At 43.8% G+C, this 14796-nt stretch carries 18 protein-coding genes; 11 read left to right on the top strand and 7 right to left on the bottom strand.

Annotated elements, in window-relative coordinates:
• Position 1: 1 nt before the first annotated feature.
• Positions 2 to 1261 carry an MFS transporter gene (locus tag E4665_RS09515; RefSeq protein WP_135348561.1) on the bottom strand — a complete coding sequence of 420 codons (1260 nt, stop codon included), beginning with the start codon at positions 1259 to 1261 and terminating at the stop codon, positions 2 to 4.
• 182 nt (positions 1262 to 1443) lie between these two features.
• Between E4665_RS09515 and E4665_RS09510 the strand changes: the two genes are divergently transcribed.
• The 6 genes from E4665_RS09510 to E4665_RS09485 all read left to right on the top strand — a co-directional run bounded on the left by E4665_RS09510 (position 1444) and on the right by E4665_RS09485 (position 5705).
• Positions 1444 to 1986 carry an NUDIX hydrolase gene (locus tag E4665_RS09510; protein WP_135348560.1) on the top strand — a complete coding sequence of 181 codons (543 nt, stop codon included), beginning with the start codon at positions 1444 to 1446 and terminating at the stop codon, positions 1984 to 1986.
• Positions 1987 to 2098: 112 nt separating this feature from the next.
• Entirely contained in the window at positions 2099 to 2731 is a 633-nt protein-coding gene (spoIIM, locus tag E4665_RS09505) for a stage II sporulation protein M (RefSeq protein WP_135348559.1), read from the top strand.
• A gap of 266 nt (positions 2732 to 2997) precedes the next feature.
• The gene (gene fur / locus E4665_RS09500) at positions 2998 to 3498 is read left to right on the top strand and encodes a ferric iron uptake transcriptional regulator (RefSeq protein ID WP_135348558.1); all 501 of its coding nucleotides are present in this window, start codon (positions 2998 to 3000) and stop codon (positions 3496 to 3498) included.
• Between the two features lie 218 nt (positions 3499 to 3716).
• Positions 3717 to 3965, top strand: coding sequence for a DUF4227 family protein (locus E4665_RS09495; RefSeq protein ID WP_167815173.1), 249 nt, complete (start codon positions 3717 to 3719; stop codon positions 3963 to 3965).
• Positions 3962 to 4867 (top strand): tyrosine-type recombinase/integrase, encoded by a 906-nt coding sequence (locus E4665_RS09490; RefSeq protein WP_135348556.1) that lies wholly within the window; start codon positions 3962 to 3964, stop codon positions 4865 to 4867. The genes E4665_RS09495 and E4665_RS09490 overlap by 4 nt, the downstream gene beginning before the upstream one ends.
• A gap of 28 nt (positions 4868 to 4895) precedes the next feature.
• Positions 4896 to 5705, top strand: coding sequence for a purine-nucleoside phosphorylase (locus E4665_RS09485; RefSeq protein WP_135348555.1), 810 nt, complete (start codon positions 4896 to 4898; stop codon positions 5703 to 5705).
• A 111-nt stretch (positions 5706 to 5816) separates the two neighbouring features.
• Here the strand turns inward: E4665_RS09485 and E4665_RS09480 are convergent, their stop codons facing one another.
• From E4665_RS09480 to E4665_RS09455, 6 genes are all read right to left on the bottom strand, one after another.
• Positions 5817 to 6590 (bottom strand): Cof-type HAD-IIB family hydrolase, encoded by a 774-nt coding sequence (locus E4665_RS09480; protein WP_135348554.1) that lies wholly within the window; start codon positions 6588 to 6590, stop codon positions 5817 to 5819.
• Positions 6591 to 6733: 143 nt separating this feature from the next.
• The gene (locus E4665_RS09475; RefSeq protein WP_206663576.1) at positions 6734 to 7201 is read right to left on the bottom strand and encodes an NUDIX hydrolase; all 468 of its coding nucleotides are present in this window, start codon (positions 7199 to 7201) and stop codon (positions 6734 to 6736) included.
• A gap of 153 nt (positions 7202 to 7354) precedes the next feature.
• On the bottom strand, positions 7355 to 8167 hold the full coding sequence (locus tag E4665_RS09470) for an ABC transporter permease (protein ID WP_135348553.1): 813 nt from the start codon (positions 8165 to 8167) through the stop codon (positions 7355 to 7357).
• The gene (locus E4665_RS09465) at positions 8164 to 9147 is read right to left on the bottom strand and encodes an ABC transporter ATP-binding protein (protein WP_135348552.1); all 984 of its coding nucleotides are present in this window, start codon (positions 9145 to 9147) and stop codon (positions 8164 to 8166) included. Before E4665_RS09465 ends, E4665_RS09470 begins: the two co-directional genes overlap by 4 nt.
• Positions 9148 to 9160: 13 nt before the next feature.
• A complete protein-coding gene (locus tag E4665_RS09460) occupies positions 9161 to 9970 on the bottom strand; it encodes an ABC transporter permease (RefSeq protein WP_135348551.1) in 810 nt (269 codons plus the stop codon).
• Complete coding sequence (locus tag E4665_RS09455; RefSeq protein WP_167815172.1) at positions 9970 to 10998, bottom strand: ArsR/SmtB family transcription factor; 1029 nt, start codon at positions 10996 to 10998, stop codon at positions 9970 to 9972. Before E4665_RS09455 ends, E4665_RS09460 begins: the two co-directional genes overlap by 1 nt.
• 216 nt (positions 10999 to 11214) lie before the next feature.
• Between E4665_RS09455 and E4665_RS09450 the strand changes: the two genes are divergently transcribed.
• The 5 genes from E4665_RS09450 (at position 11215) to spoVAC (ending at position 14788) form a co-directional block, all read left to right on the top strand.
• Positions 11215 to 12387, top strand: coding sequence for a D-alanyl-D-alanine carboxypeptidase family protein (locus E4665_RS09450; RefSeq protein WP_135348549.1), 1173 nt, complete (start codon positions 11215 to 11217; stop codon positions 12385 to 12387).
• A gap of 181 nt (positions 12388 to 12568) precedes the next feature.
• Positions 12569 to 12919, top strand: a complete 351-nt coding sequence (gene spoIIAA / locus E4665_RS09445) for an anti-sigma F factor antagonist (protein WP_135348548.1) — start codon at positions 12569 to 12571, stop codon at positions 12917 to 12919.
• Positions 12920 to 13360, top strand: coding sequence for an anti-sigma F factor (spoIIAB, locus tag E4665_RS09440; protein WP_135348547.1), 441 nt, complete (start codon positions 12920 to 12922; stop codon positions 13358 to 13360).
• 12 nt (positions 13361 to 13372) lie between these two features.
• Complete coding sequence (gene sigF, locus E4665_RS09435; RefSeq protein ID WP_135348546.1) at positions 13373 to 14131, top strand: RNA polymerase sporulation sigma factor SigF; 759 nt, start codon at positions 13373 to 13375, stop codon at positions 14129 to 14131.
• A 207-nt stretch (positions 14132 to 14338) separates the two neighbouring features.
• Positions 14339 to 14788 (top strand): stage V sporulation protein AC, encoded by a 450-nt coding sequence (gene spoVAC, locus E4665_RS09430; protein ID WP_135348545.1) that lies wholly within the window; start codon positions 14339 to 14341, stop codon positions 14786 to 14788.
• Positions 14789 to 14796 lie beyond the last annotated feature (8 nt).

Genomic DNA, 14796 nt, shown 5'->3' with positions numbered 1-14796 from the left:
TTCAGTCAAACTTTCGTATGCCTGGTATACATAAAATCAGCAGGGTAGAAACGACAACGACAGCGCCCATGATCATCATTGCGAAGCTGCCGCCGACAGCTTTGGCGAACCATCCGGTAAAAAGGTATCCTGCGGGGAGAAGTGCAAAGGAGCCAAGCATGTCAAGACTGGCTACACGGCCAAAAGCTTCCGGTGCGACAAGTTCCTGAAGACTTGTTTCCCAGACGAGTCCGAAGGCCATCATTCCCATGCCTTCGACAGTCATTAAAGCGATGATCAGCGATACCTGGTGGATGAGCGGCATGAAGAAAAGTGAGAGTCCGACGACGCAGATTCCGCCGTAAGCGATGAATCCACGAAAACGCCAGGTCTTGCGCATACCGAAAATGAAAGCTGCCAGAGCTGCTCCAATCGCTTCTCCGGACATGATCAATCCATAGACATAGGCTGGAAAAGCATCGTGGACATTAATCAGCCAGGGAACCAATATCACAATAACTCCGGCCGTGCAGATGTTGAGAAAGCTGAACGCCACTATTGTGACCCAGAGCCAAGTGTTTTTCATAATCACTTGAATGCCTCCGAAGCATTCACGAATAAAGGAGACTTTTCCGGGAGATTTTACAGTCTTGATGATTCTCCCCTCATTGGTGAGAAAAAGTAGGCAAATGAATGAGATGAGATAGGTCAGACCGTCAATGCCAAAACCGATCGGGGCAGAAAGAAAACCAACAATCAGGCCGCCAATTGCCGGCCCGAACAGACGCGTGCTCTGGACACTGAGCTGATTTAGCGCATTGGCCGAATTTCTGATTTCTGGTGCAAAGACAGTGGCGCGTAATGCTGAGAAGGCAGGCTGAAATAAACCATCCATAAATCCGAGAAGAGCCATGATGACGGTTAACACTTGGATGGTGAGCTGCCCGGCTAACCCGAGTAACATAACGAGAAAGGCCAACAGACAGCGGATGATGTCCGCTGATCTCATCAGCTTCGCCCGATTTATTCTGTCGACAAAAATGCCGGCGAAGGGCAGAATGAGAACATTCGGAAGCATGTAGGCAGTCATGATGAGGCCCATGGCAACTGTTGAGTGGCTTAGTGAATAGACCAGAATCGGTACGATGACTCCTGAAATCGAAGAACCGAAAACCGAAAGAGAGTTACCGATCCATAGCGCACGGAAGGGCTTTGAAATGACCAGTGGTTCGAATATCAGCGGGTATTTTTTATTATTGATGATTGGATTGGGTTCAGGCATGATCTAACCTCAGCAGAATTTTTTTCTTCTTTTTTGACTAAAGCACTTTATAAACTATAGAACAAATTAAGGATATCGTCACGGAAAAAAGGGGGAAGATTATGATTAATTAATCATTGCTTAATATGAAAATTACGGATATTGTTGAAATTGAAAAGTATATAAAGTGAGGCGGTATTTTTATGGATGGATTGACAGAAACAAGGACTGAATCAAAGGAAATATTCAAAGGAAAAATCGTTCATCTTTTTTTAGATAAAGTCAGCCTTCCGGACGGCCGCAGTGCATCGCGTGAAGTGGTGAAGCATCCTGGCGCAGTTGCAATTATTGCTGCAGACGACGAAGGTAAACTTCTTCTGGTCAGGCAGTATCGATATCCAATGAACAAAATCCTTTATGAAATTCCGGCTGGCAAGCTGGAACCCGGGGAAAATCCTGATGATGCTGCCCGGCGCGAACTTGAAGAAGAGACGGGGTACCAGTGTGAGGAAATGAAGAAAGTGTCTTCATTTTATTCTTCACCAGGTTTTTCAGATGAACTGCTGCATGTTTATTTTACACATTCCCTTATTTCCGGCAAGCAGCATCTGGATGAAGACGAATTTTTGGAAGTTTACGCTGTTACTTTGGAAGAGGCGGAACATATGGTTGAGGATCACCGGATTGCCGATGCAAAGACGGTTTACGCGGTTCAGTACATGCGGCTGCGCTCTTTGAAAAAATAAAAATTGGTTCTTTCCAATAGAATAGAGCATCCCCTTGTTATAGCTTTCAGAAGTTAATCATAGACTGGTTAATAGACTTTATCCGAAAGAAAGCTGGCGGGGGGATTTGCTTATGTCCGGAAATAGATTCACCAGACTACTGGCAACTCATTTGAAAGATTGCAGGTCTCTGTACACTTTTGTTATTGCATTGTTTTTGATGGGAATTATTTTTGGGGCGATTGTTGTCAATAGTCTGCCTTACGAAACAAAAACAGATCTTTTTCATTACCTGCAACAATTTTTTGGAGAACTATCGCACGGACAGATTGCCGACCCTCAATTGCTGTTCCGAGAAAGCTTACTCAATGATTTGCAGTATATCGGCCTTATCTGGATACTCGGCCTTTCTGTGATTGGACTTCCCATCATATTTATACTGGTTTTTGTCAAGGGAATGGTACTCGGATTTACCGTTGGATTTCTTGTCAGCCAAATGGGGATAAACGGCTTTCTGACCGCACTGGTCAGTGTGTTTCCGCAAAATTTGCTTCTGATACCTTGCGACTTGTTCATCTCAGTGGTTGCAGTCGTCTGCTCTCTTAAAATCATCCGGCAATTATTAATCAAGACGCGCAGGGAACCCCTTTTCCCGCAGATTATCAGCTACGCTTTGCTGTTATTGATCTCAGGGTGCATTGTGGCGTTTGCGAGTGGCTATGAGGCCTATATTTCACCCGCATTGATCCGCTTATTTATTTCGTGATTTTTTGATAAACAACTGATGAACAACCAGAGAAAATATGACATACGATAAACTATAATTGATCATAAGTTTTTTAAAACAAAGCGGGGCAGGCTGTTTTTTTATTCTCAAAATAAATTGATTACAATTTTATAATCATTATATTTATCATTGACACGCAAATCGGTTGGGATTATAATTTTTGTGAGTATAAGGAACGAATTTTCCTGTCAGATTAATAATGAAATTGATCATGTTTGTACAGTTTTGCAGAGGGAGGGGTTTGTGTGGAAGGCAGAATTAATCGGATTAAGAAACAGCTGCATGCGCAAAAATACAAACTGACACCTCAACGGGAAGCAACAGTACGTGTATTGCTTGAGAATGAACAGGATCATCTGAGTGCGGAAGATGTTTATCTCTTGGTAAAAGAGAAGGCCCCGGAGATCGGCCTTGCAACAGTATACAGAACACTTGAATTATTGACTGAACTGAAAGTTGTGGATAAAATCAATTTTGGTGATGGCGTCTCCCGGTATGATCTTCGCCGTGAGGGGGCTAATCATTTTCATCATCATCTTGTGTGCATTGAATGCGGATCAGTGGATGAAATACAGGAAGACTTACTTGGCGAAGTAGAAAAAATTGTTGAACGGAAATGGCACTTTAAGGTAAAGGATCATCGTCTCACTTTTCACGGAATCTGCCACCGATGCCTTGAGAAGCACAAGGAAGAAGGCTTGCCCGGTCAGAATCTGGAGGCAGAGCCTGAAGTGGAAAAAGTGTAAATCATTATTTTTCAACAAAGGAACAGCAGGAACAAAGCTGTTCCTTTGTTTATGGCTTTCCACGTGTTAAAGTACAGATACAGTAACACATTTAAGGATCTTCATTCGTACTCGAATTTGCAGCGCTGATGATTATTCAGCATGTTCACCTCATGTTACCGCATAATCTTTTAGGACAAAGTAAAAATCTGTCCATGCAGACTGAGGTGATCTGTTTAATGAAAGATAATCTGAGAATGATCCCAATAGTTTGGAAGATGTTCCTGCTTTTTATTATACTGACAACAGTGTTTTATGTTGGAATAACCTGGATTGACCAGAATCTTTCTCATGTTCAGCGGTATGAAGATCCGGGGAATGGTGCCATTCAAGTGGTACAGTATCAAGAAGAAACAAGAAAAGAAAACAGTGGAAAGTCTATTAGTCCTTCTATGAGATTACTGGAGTTCTTGGGAGACGGGGAATGAAAGCAGTGCAAAAACAGATTAATGATTTTCTGACTGAGTTAAGTGATGAGCACAGGCTATCTACTAATACATTGGATGCCTACCGGAGTGATCTTGGTCAGTATTCCTCTTTTCTAAGGGAAAAAGAAGGCTGCTCCAGCTGGTCGGAGGTTTCAGAGCTTGCTGATGTTAATTATCTGTACTGGCTGAGAGATATGGGCAATTCATCGACAACTATTGCGAGAAAAGCAGCATCTGTCCGCGGATTCCATCGCTTTTTGCTTCGAAATCATCTTGCGGAAACAGATCCTACGATCGCGATGAAAGTGCCCAAATCAGAGAATAAGCCGCGGGCAGTACTTTCTATTGAAGAAATGAATACTCTCCTGAGCCATTCGGATCAGAAAACGAATATTGGAATACGTGACCGGGCCATGCTGGAACTTTTGTACGCGACAGGCATGCGGGTATCTGAATTGATTCGTCTGAATGTTCAGGATCTGGACCTCACTCTTGGCTTTGTCCGCTGCGGAGGTACCAGCCGCAACGAAAGGATCATTCCCATCGGTGAACCTGCACGACAGGCATTAGAGGTATACATAACTGAAGTAAGAAATAAAGTAAAGACCGGCCAGGATCAACAGACACTCTTTTTGAACAGACAAAAAAAAGAGCTGACCAGGCAGGGCGTCTGGAAGATACTGAAGCAGAGCGCGGAACGGGCTGGAATAAGACCGTCGTTTTCACCGGAAATGATCAGGCAGTCTCTTGCCGCACATCTGATTGAAAGGGGAGCGGACTTTGAGTCGGTCGATGAACTTATGGGGCGGGAAAATACGTATGTCACCCGCAGGTTTCCGGATCGGCCGAAACATCAACTCAAGGAAGTTTACTCACGCTGTCATCCCCGCGCAGCACTTTAAGCAAAATCATATTAATGGAGAGATGAAAATGAGCCATGTTGAAGAAGTAATGGAAATAATTCGAAACCAAACCGGACAGGCTCCGGAGATCGGACTGATTCTTGGTTCAGGGCTTGGTGATCTGGCAGATGACATTGAACATGCAGACTACATTCCTTATCATTCATTGCCGTATTTTCCGGAACCTACAGTTAAAGGTCATAAAGGAAGATTCGTGATCGGCAGACTCGAAGGAAAAACAGTCATTGCGATGCAGGGCCGATATCATCATTATGAAGGCTACTCCCTGAAGCAAGTGGCTTTCCCGGTTGAAGTAATGAAAGCACTTGGCATCCGGACATTGATTGTAACGAACGCAGCCGGCGGTATTAATTTGAACTATTCCCCGGGGGATCTGATGCTGATACAGGATCACATCAACATGCTGGGTGCAAGTCCGCTGATCGGTCCAAACGATGATCAGATCGGTCCTCGTTTTCCGGATATGTCTGCTTCCTATGATCCTTCTTTGATCGAATTGGCAAAGAAAGAAGCGAAAAAGTACGACATCAAGGTCAGGGAAGGTGTGTATCTAGCGACGCCGGGACCACAGTATGAGACGCCGGCGGAAATCAGAATGATGCGCACAATGGGTGCCGATGCAGTAGGCATGTCGACCGTTCCTGAAGTCATTACCGCGCGCCACGCGGGGCTGAAGATTCTCGGAATTTCCTGTATTACCAATATGGCCAGCGGTATTCTGGATCAGCCTTTGTCTCATGCAGAGGTTATTGAGACTGCCGACCTGGTCAAGGAGAATTTCACTTCTTTGGTAAAGGGAATTGTGAAAAATATATAATTTGGCAAGAATTCTTAAAGAGCCGTAATGGGAGGTGCATCTCTCATTACGGCTCTTAATGTCCTAATAACCTTTTATTATTCCCGTGTAACAGATGGGTCTAAGCAGGCACTAACCCAATAAATGTTCCAGTGTTTTAGCTACTCCATCTTGATCATTGGAGTCAGTAACTTCTGCTGCCAGTTGCTTTAACTCAGGTACGGCATTTTTCATTGCAACAGGATAGCCACAGCACTTAAATAACCCCAGATCATTGAAGTCATCACCAAAGACTACGACTTGATCGAGAGACAGCCCAAGCTTCTCAGATAGAAGGGAAACAGCAAATTCTTTTGATATGTTGTGCTTCATAATTTGTGTCAATTGGTTTGAATCCGTAGTTATAATCGTGACCTGACTGGCCAATTTGTTCCCTAGTGACAAAGGTGAATCCAGATGCGATACCAATATTTTTGTCGGGTTGATTTTTTTCAGGGCTTTTAAAGTGATTTTTTCAGGATTGCTTGTTATTTGCATCGTTTTTGTAAAATCCAAATCCTGATAGCTGTACCAGTGATCTTCCGCTTCAATCGACAAACAGTGCTGCGGCTCCGTTTCTATCAAATACTTAATGATGTCCGTGCTTATCTTTGAATCGATTGAAAAGTGATAATGAATATTTAAAGACTTGCCGTCGATCAATGCCCCATTGTAATAAACCATAAATGCTGATGACCGTATTTCTTCGGGAAGCATCTGTTTTACCGATCGCGGGGGGCGGGCGGTAGCAATGATCATCGGGATATCTCTCTTTATGACTTCTTTAAGTGCTCTTAAATTTCTTCCGCTGACTTTTTTATCTGAGTTTAACAGTGTTCCATCCAAGTCAAGAACTAACGCGTCCATCTAAATGTTCCTCTCTATTTAACATTTGAGAATCATCTATGGTGTATCTTTGGTTGAACGATAGGAAAGGTTATAGATGATGACTGACTATAAAGCTGTTTCTTTTTTTTCAGTAAACACGTATTACGAAATCTAAAATTTTTTTAAAAATTACATTTTGAAAAAAGAAATGGCTGTATTGATGGATAAGTTAGGTTTTCAGGAAGCTCACTGAATGGTGCAACTGTTCCAATTTCTGATTTGGGCAATTCACCTAATATAGATATATTCGAAATAAAAAGCTGACCAAAAGATTCGTCATTTTCTCTTAGTACAGAATAAATACAAATGGGTGTTAAGGAAAACTCCTTGGCACCCGTTTCTTCCCATAGTTCCCTCCTAGCAGCGCTTTCTGCTGATTCGCCTTTTTCTATTTTTCCACCTGGAATTTCCCAAGTTTCTCTTTTTCTATGTTTAACGAACAACCATTTATCATTTATTTTTGAAGAAATAACAACATACTTCAATTTTTCGTTAGGAATGGTCTCCAAATCATAGAAATTAACCCTCACCAAAATTGTCCCCTCGATCATAGAAGATTTGTGTCGCTTTTTTTGCTCATTATAAGCCAATTTTTTTATCACTTTATTTGGTAATGAAACAATTTTACAGCGCAGGAATGCGGCTTTATAACTTATCATGAAACAGTTTTATATAGTCCCAAAAAATCATACATCCTGTTGACCTTGTATAAGCAAGATAAAATTTGGATCGATGAACTGGTTTTAAAACAATGTCAGATTTCCGGTCTCTTTTGCATGCCGTTCTGCAACCCTGACTAAGAAGAGTGATGCAATGACAAGGACAGTTAAAACACCTAAAAGCAGGATTAGAGAACCGCTCAGGTCACGAAAAGTTTTACCTTCCATGACAACACCTCTCAAAATAGTTAAGACATAGGTGAGCGGAAAAAGAAAGGCAATAGACTTTGCCCAGATGGGAAACGCAAGCACAGGCATCCTCACTCCTGAAAAAAATTCCATGGGTGCTTCAAACAGTGTATAGAGGACGCCGGCATCGCGGGAAAATAAGAAAATAATATTTAGAAATCCGCCCCAGATTACAGCCGACAAAACGAGCAAAACAATGGCGACAGGTACCAGCCACCACTCGGCGACATGGACACCGCCCATGAACAGAATGATCAATAAGGAAAAAGCCGAAAACAGCCAGACTGCTTCGATGAGATTAGCTGCTGCTCTGCCAAACATGAGCCAAATTCTTGGCACAGGAGTCAGAAGGAGGAGCTCAAGTGTTCCCTGCTGACGTTCGTAAGCCATCTGCCAGGCGGACTGAACCAAACTCCAGAAAAAGATGTAGGCCAAATAACCGGTAATTAGAAAAAGGCCAAGTTTGTCAAATGGAACAAATCGGGCGAGCGGGCTGCCTGCCTGCAAATTAAAAGGTTTAAATGCATAGTAGGCATTGATAAACAAAATAGCTGGCCAGACAAAAAGTGAAAAATAAACAAGATGGTTATTAAAATTATGCCGGTGGCTTTTTCTGACTTCCGCCCATATGATACTCAATAGATTCATGAGGCATGGCTCTCCTCTGCAAGCTTAATAATTGCGTCCTCAAGATTTGGCTTTGTAGCCTCCAACTTTTTTAAAATCAAACCCTGCTTGGCGACAAGTGCAATAAAAGAGGCAGTCATGTCAAATGAAGCCGTCATATGAAGGAGTTTTCCTTCGTCACTATCTTTAACGCTGACCTGGACGTTTCTTTTTTCAAGTTCCTGCTTCAGCCAGATAGAATCGGAGGACTGTCCGCTGACAACAGCCTGAAGATGGAAAATATTCACCACTGTCTGGATAATCCTCTCGGGTGTACCATGCAGAAGCAGGTGTCCTTTTTCGATAATATAAACCCTGTCACAAAGTTCTTGTACCTCTTCAAGATAATGGCTGGTGAGTAGAATCCCTTTATTTCTCACCTTTGCCAAGTCCTTAACCGTTTTTCTCAATTGGCGGGCAACCGGTGCATCAAGTCCGAGCGTTGGCTCATCCAAAAAAAGATAGTCAGGATCATTGATCAAACCTCTTGCGATTTGCAGCCGCTGTTTCATTCCTTTCGAATATCGCTCAACCGGATGGTCGGCAGCCTCGTCTAATCCTACAAGACGGATCAGTTGTCTGCATCGTTCGGTGAGCGTCTGGCCGTGTAAACCATACAACTTTCCAAAGTACATTAAATTTTCCCGCGCAGTCAGGCGCCAGTATAACATCCGTTCACCGCCAGCGATCATATTAACTTGCTGTTTGATTCGATTAGGCTGTTCGACCACATTGGTTCCGTCCACTGTTATGGTGCCTGAAGTCGGCGTCAGCAAGGTTGACAACATTTTAATGGTCGTTGTTTTCCCTGCACCGTTAACTCCGAGAAGCCCGACAATTTCACCCTTATCGATTGATAAATCAATTTCATCAACGGCCCGGATCAGCTGCTTTTCCCGGGAAAACCACCCGGTTTTTTCTTTGACGGTATAATATTTTTTAAGATGCCTTGCTTCGAGCATGATTTGTCCTCCTTTAACCAAAGTATTTTTCAACAACAGTTTTCTCTGTGCGTTTGATGAAAATAGAGCCCGCTATAAAATAAAGGACGCCGAGTCCAAAAAGCAGAAAGAGATCCTGAGTCATAGATCCGGACCAGTGTTCCTCGATCACAACACCACGGAACAAATTCAGTCCATAGGACAGCGGCATGATACAGCTTAAAGTGTGCAGCCACCCGGGAAGAAACTGAGGTGGAAAACTGACACCGCTGACAAGCGTCATGATGACAAAGAGGGTGTTCTGAGTAATATAAGTATCCCGGAAAACAAGCATAAAACTGCCGAGAACGAGCGCCTGCGAGAAAATGGCAAAACAGAAAACAGAGAGAACCGGGATGAGTATCAGAGCGTTTACGGACACCATTTTCAATCCGAAGAAAAGGCCAATTGAAAAAATCGCGATCATCTCGATACATGAGCGCATCAGTCCCTGGACGGCGGCGCCAAGAAAATAGCCCTGACGCGAGGAGGGCGTCAGCAGGAGGGCTTCAAGTGTCCCCTCACGCATTTCTGTAATCAGCATTCGGCTTACAATCATAAGCAATGAAACGGAAAAAGAATTAAGCATGCCACCAATCATCGCGTATGATAGATAATTTGATGTTCCCGTGTAGGAGGTAAAATTTTTATTCAATTGTCCCTGGAAAATAAAGTGGTAGGACAGATAGGCAAAAATAATGATATATACCCCGTCCAAAATATGACCGATAAAGAACGACCATGGATAGGCCCGGCGCATGGTCATGAATTGGCGATTAAATGTCGCTGAAAATGACGCCCACATTAGTTTTGTTCCTCCTTCTCAAGCTTTGGCTGATCAAAAAACTGATCCATGTCTACCCGGAGCATTTCTAAAAGATAGGCATTTGTACGATAAAATACATAATGGCTGCTGCGTTCGCTCCGAATCAGCCCTGATTTCTCAAGTACCTTTAAATGCTTGGAAACGGTGGCTTTCGCGAGCTTTACTTTTTCTGTGAGCTGCTGTGTACAGTAGGGGTGATAGAGCATCGCCCGGACCATAATCAGACGGGTCGGGTCCGCCAGTGCTTTAAGTGCGCGCAACAGGTCCTGGGGTGTTTCTTCAACCCTTTCTGATGAAGGAATGATCACTTGTTTGTCCACTTTAATATCAGGTGATTCAGTATCAATCAGAAGATGGGGAGCAATGAACGTTGATGGTAAAATTGTGATCGAATTCAGCTCCGAATAATTAAACTGGTAGGTTCGCGCTTTTAAAAATTGGATATATTTTTCCTTGACGAGAAAACGTGGATGAATGGACCGCAAGGTTTCGACCGGATTTTCTTGAAATCCGGCATTGCAGCTGTTCACCGCTTTTACGAGCCAGGGCTCAACCGCATAGAGCTCTCGTGCGAAGAAATCTTTTTGGTATGCTTGAAGCAGGTGGTAGAGTCTCTTTTGATGCCACTTAGGACGGCGCAGGATATCTCTTGCTTCTTTGCTCTGTTTTGATGTACTCTGTTCATAATTTTTTCCGAGTATGAAGCGGCAAAACTGAATTTCACTGATTACGTTCCATTTCTCAATTGATTCCTCCACGTATCGGCTGTCAGAATAAAATGCAGCTTCGCAGTCCATCGCAAAAAACCATTCCTCTGTCACTTTTCCATAAAATAAAATTTGATCGACCATTTCCCGGTCCATGTTCTGATGTACGTTCCTGACCCAATTAAGGCGGGATAGATGGTGATCCGGGTTAACTAAAACGTGAAGACTTACAAGCAATTCATGATACGGTGAATAGACGGCTTTCACATGCCTTCTGATCCATTGTTCCAAGGGGTGCATGGCCATGCTCCTTTGCCTCTGATTCGCTTTTTATCGAATCAAATGATGCATTTTGCAAAATTATTTAGATTATAGAGAGAGGTTCACAGACTGTCAAGGGTATTTGAATGTACACGGAAAGAAACAACGTTTGGCTAGTTTTCTTCCTCTCACTTTCCGGTATAAAAGGAATGATAATGGAAAGAATATTAAAGATAATCGTAAGGAGGTAGATTCATGAAGGCATTTTATACATGGTTTATATGTATGGTTCTTTTGCTCACAGCAATAGTGCCTGCAGGCATTGCTTCTGCAGAAACGAAAAAGACGAGTGAAAGTAATAACAGCGGTGCAAGGTCAGCTATTGTTATTGAGCAGGAGACAGGGAAAATTCTCTATCAAAAAAATGCGAATAAGGAACTGCCACCTGCCAGTATGACAAAAGTGATGACGCTGTTGCTGATTTTTAAAGCGTTGAGCAGTCACCAGATTTCATTGACTGACAAGGTCAGTGTCAGCGAGCACGCAGCTTCAATGGGCGGATCACAGGTATTTCTAGAACCAGGCGAAACGATGACCGTAGATGAGATGCTTAAGGCCATCGCTATCGCGTCTGGAAATGATGCATCCGTTGCTATGGCAGAGTTTGTCAGTGGCTCTGAAAAAGCATTTGTTGAAAAGATGAACCAGGAAGCGAAACAATTGGGGCTCACACACACACATTTTGAAAATCCGACAGGCCTTCCGGTAAAGAACCATTACACGACTGCTCATGATATGGCAGTGATGGCAAGCGCACTGGCCAACTATGAAAAGGTATTTAACTACACATCTAAGTATGAGGACTACCTCCGTGAGAATACGGATCAGAAATTTTGGCTGGTCAACACCAATAAATTGATTAAAACCTATCCGGGAGCGGATGGAATGAAGACGGGATTCACTAATGAAGCGAAGTACTGTCTAACTGCGACGGCAAAAAGAAACGGAATGCGGGTGATAGCTGTTGTGATGGGGGCTCCAACACCGAAAGAACGGAACACGGAGATTGCGGGGCTGATGAATCAGGCTTTCTCCAGCTATACAACCAAGAAACTACTCGATAAAAATAAAACGATAACTATGGCCAATGTGAATAAAGGGGATCACGGCAAGGTTCCTATTGTTACCCAAAAACCGGCAGTACTGCTCCTTAAAAAAGGCGAAAATGAACAGGGTTTCAAGGAAAAAGCTGTTGTGAACGGGACTCTTCAGGCTCCTATCAAAGCGGGAACAGTCGTTGGTTACTATAATGTCACAAAAAATGGGAAGTTGCTGTCAAAAACCCCGTTAATTGTCAGGGAAAATGTCAATCGCGCTTCATGGTGGCAGTTATTTAAAAGAGTTTCCGCGTCGCTCCTCACCAAATAAAGCAGGTTGAGGACACAAGTATAAGTCAGCGGAATCACTTATTTTGCCGAATAAACACTAGTTTTGACAACATGCAGGAAACCTGAGTTCAGAAGAAGAAATCTGAAAGACGAGACCTATATTATTAGATTATTAATTGAGAAAAGACGGTAGTTCCTTATCAGGGGAGGAGAGATCTGTAATGAGTTTGAAAATGGATCTGGAAGTCAGAAATGGTGTGCTCTGCATCCGGCTCGAGGGGGAACTTGACCACCACACGGCAGATGAACTGCGTACCAGGGTCAATGAATTGATGGATGAAGAAATGGTGCAGCATATACTGCTGAATCTCGGGAGCCTGGAGTTTATGGATAGTTCAGGACTCGGCGTTATTCTCGGTCGGTACAAAAAGATAGCTGGACTGGGCGGCGAAATGGTCGTCTGCTCGATATCGCCTGCTGTGCACCGGTTATTCGAACTGAGCGGGATGTTTAAAATTATCCGGCTTGAGTCTGACGAGAAATATGCACTTCATACGCTGGGGGTGGCCTGAATGACAAACGAAATGTCACTGGCTTTTTCTGCACTTGGTGAAAATGAGTCATTTGCCCGTGTGGCCGTAGCGGCTTTCGTTGCCCAGCTTGATCCGACACTGGACGAACTGACTGAGATTAAAACGGTTGTGTCCGAGGCAGTCACGAACTGTATCATTCACGGGTACGAGAACAGTGGTACTGGAAAAGTGGAAATCAATGTGAAACTGGAAGATGGCACAGTCAGCCTGAGGATTCATGATGACGGAATCGGGATTGGAGACGTAGAGCAGGCCAAGCAGCCATTGTTCACGACAAAACCCGAACTGGAAAGGTCAGGAATGGGTTTTACGATCATGGAAAACTTTATGGATCATGTGGCCATTGAAACCGAAGTCGGCAAGGGGACAACCATACTGATGACTAAAGAAGTCAGTCATAACAGAGCGGCATGCAAGTAGGGAGGCATGCATATGGAGCTTGATCACAAAATTGGAGCAAGAGAGCAGCTGCTGGATGACAGGGAAGTCAAAAAACTGATTAAGCAAAGCCAGTCCGGTGATCGCGATGCGCGGGATCGGCTTGTTCAAAAGAACATGAGACTCGTCTGGTCCGTTGTCCAGCGATTCGTCAATCGTGGCTATGAACCCGACGATTTGTTTCAGATTGGTTGTATTGGTCTGCTCAAATCCGTTGATAAGTTCGATCTTAAGTTTGATGTGAAATTTTCAACCTACGCGGTTCCAATGATCATTGGTGAGATTCAGCGATTTATTCGCGATGACGGAGCAGTCAAAGTCAGCCGTTCATTGAAGGAAACTGGAATCAGAGCCAGAAAAAAGAGGGACGAACTTTCAAAAAAGTTGGGGCGTAATCCGACAATCAACGAGCTGGCAGACGCGCTTGAATTATCCCCCGAGGAGATTGTACTCTCTCAGGAAGCGATCCGCTCGCCATCCTCTATTCATGAAACTGTTTTTGAGAACGACGGCGATCCGATCACAATTCTTGATCAGATATCTGACAGCGAAAGCGGAAAATGGTTTGATAAAATGATTATCCGGGATGCTGTAGAGCAGCTGGATGACCGTGAAAAGCTGATCGTTTATCTGCGTTATTTCAAGGATCAGACACAGACCGAAGTCGCTGCCCGGCTCGGTATCTCTCAGGTGCAGGTTTCGAGACTGGAGAAGAAAATCCTTGAAGAAATAAAAAGCCAGATGGCTGAATAATTGTTCCATAGATCTCAGATAAAAAAGAGACTGTCTCTGCGGGCAGTCTCTTTTTTATTCATGCCCTTTGCCTGGCAAATGATCCATCTTCGGCATTACTTATGCCTCTGATTGAACCTGAAGGCTTGCCAATCAGCGAGTTTCCTTAATATTTTTTGATATATGGCAGATACTATCCTTTAGCAGACTGATGAGGAGGCAGAGTTGATGCTTAATGATCCAAAAAATTACAGTGAAAATATTAAACCTTTTCAGCCCAGAATACCTTATGCGGCCAACTGTGTCCGCGCTTTTCTGTCGGGCGGACTGATCTGTCTCGCCGGCCAGTTTATGGAAACATTTTATATTCACTTTTTTCATTTCACGAAACAATCCGCCGGGAATCCGACCGTGGCGACTCTGATTCTTCTGGCGGCTCTCATGACGGGGATTGGGGTTTACGATAAGATCGCCCGGTTTGCCGGAGCAGGTTCAATCGTTCCAGTGACTGGTTTCGCCAATTCGATTACAAGCGCCGCGCTGGAACATAAAAGCGAGGGCATTGTCCTGGGCATTGCCACCAACCTTTTCTCGCTGGCGGGGGAAGTCATTGTTTTCGGAGTGGTCTCGGCGGCTGTCCTTGGCATCATCCGGCTATTTATTGAACAGTTTTTCTGAAAGGAGAC

The organism is Sporolactobacillus shoreae (assembly GCF_004684935.1).
GTDB classification, from domain to species: Bacteria; Bacillota; Bacilli; order Bacillales; family Sporolactobacillaceae; genus Sporolactobacillus; species Sporolactobacillus shoreae.
The sequence above is the reverse complement of the archived record's forward strand: the minus strand, read 5'-3'. Positions and strand labels throughout refer to the sequence as shown.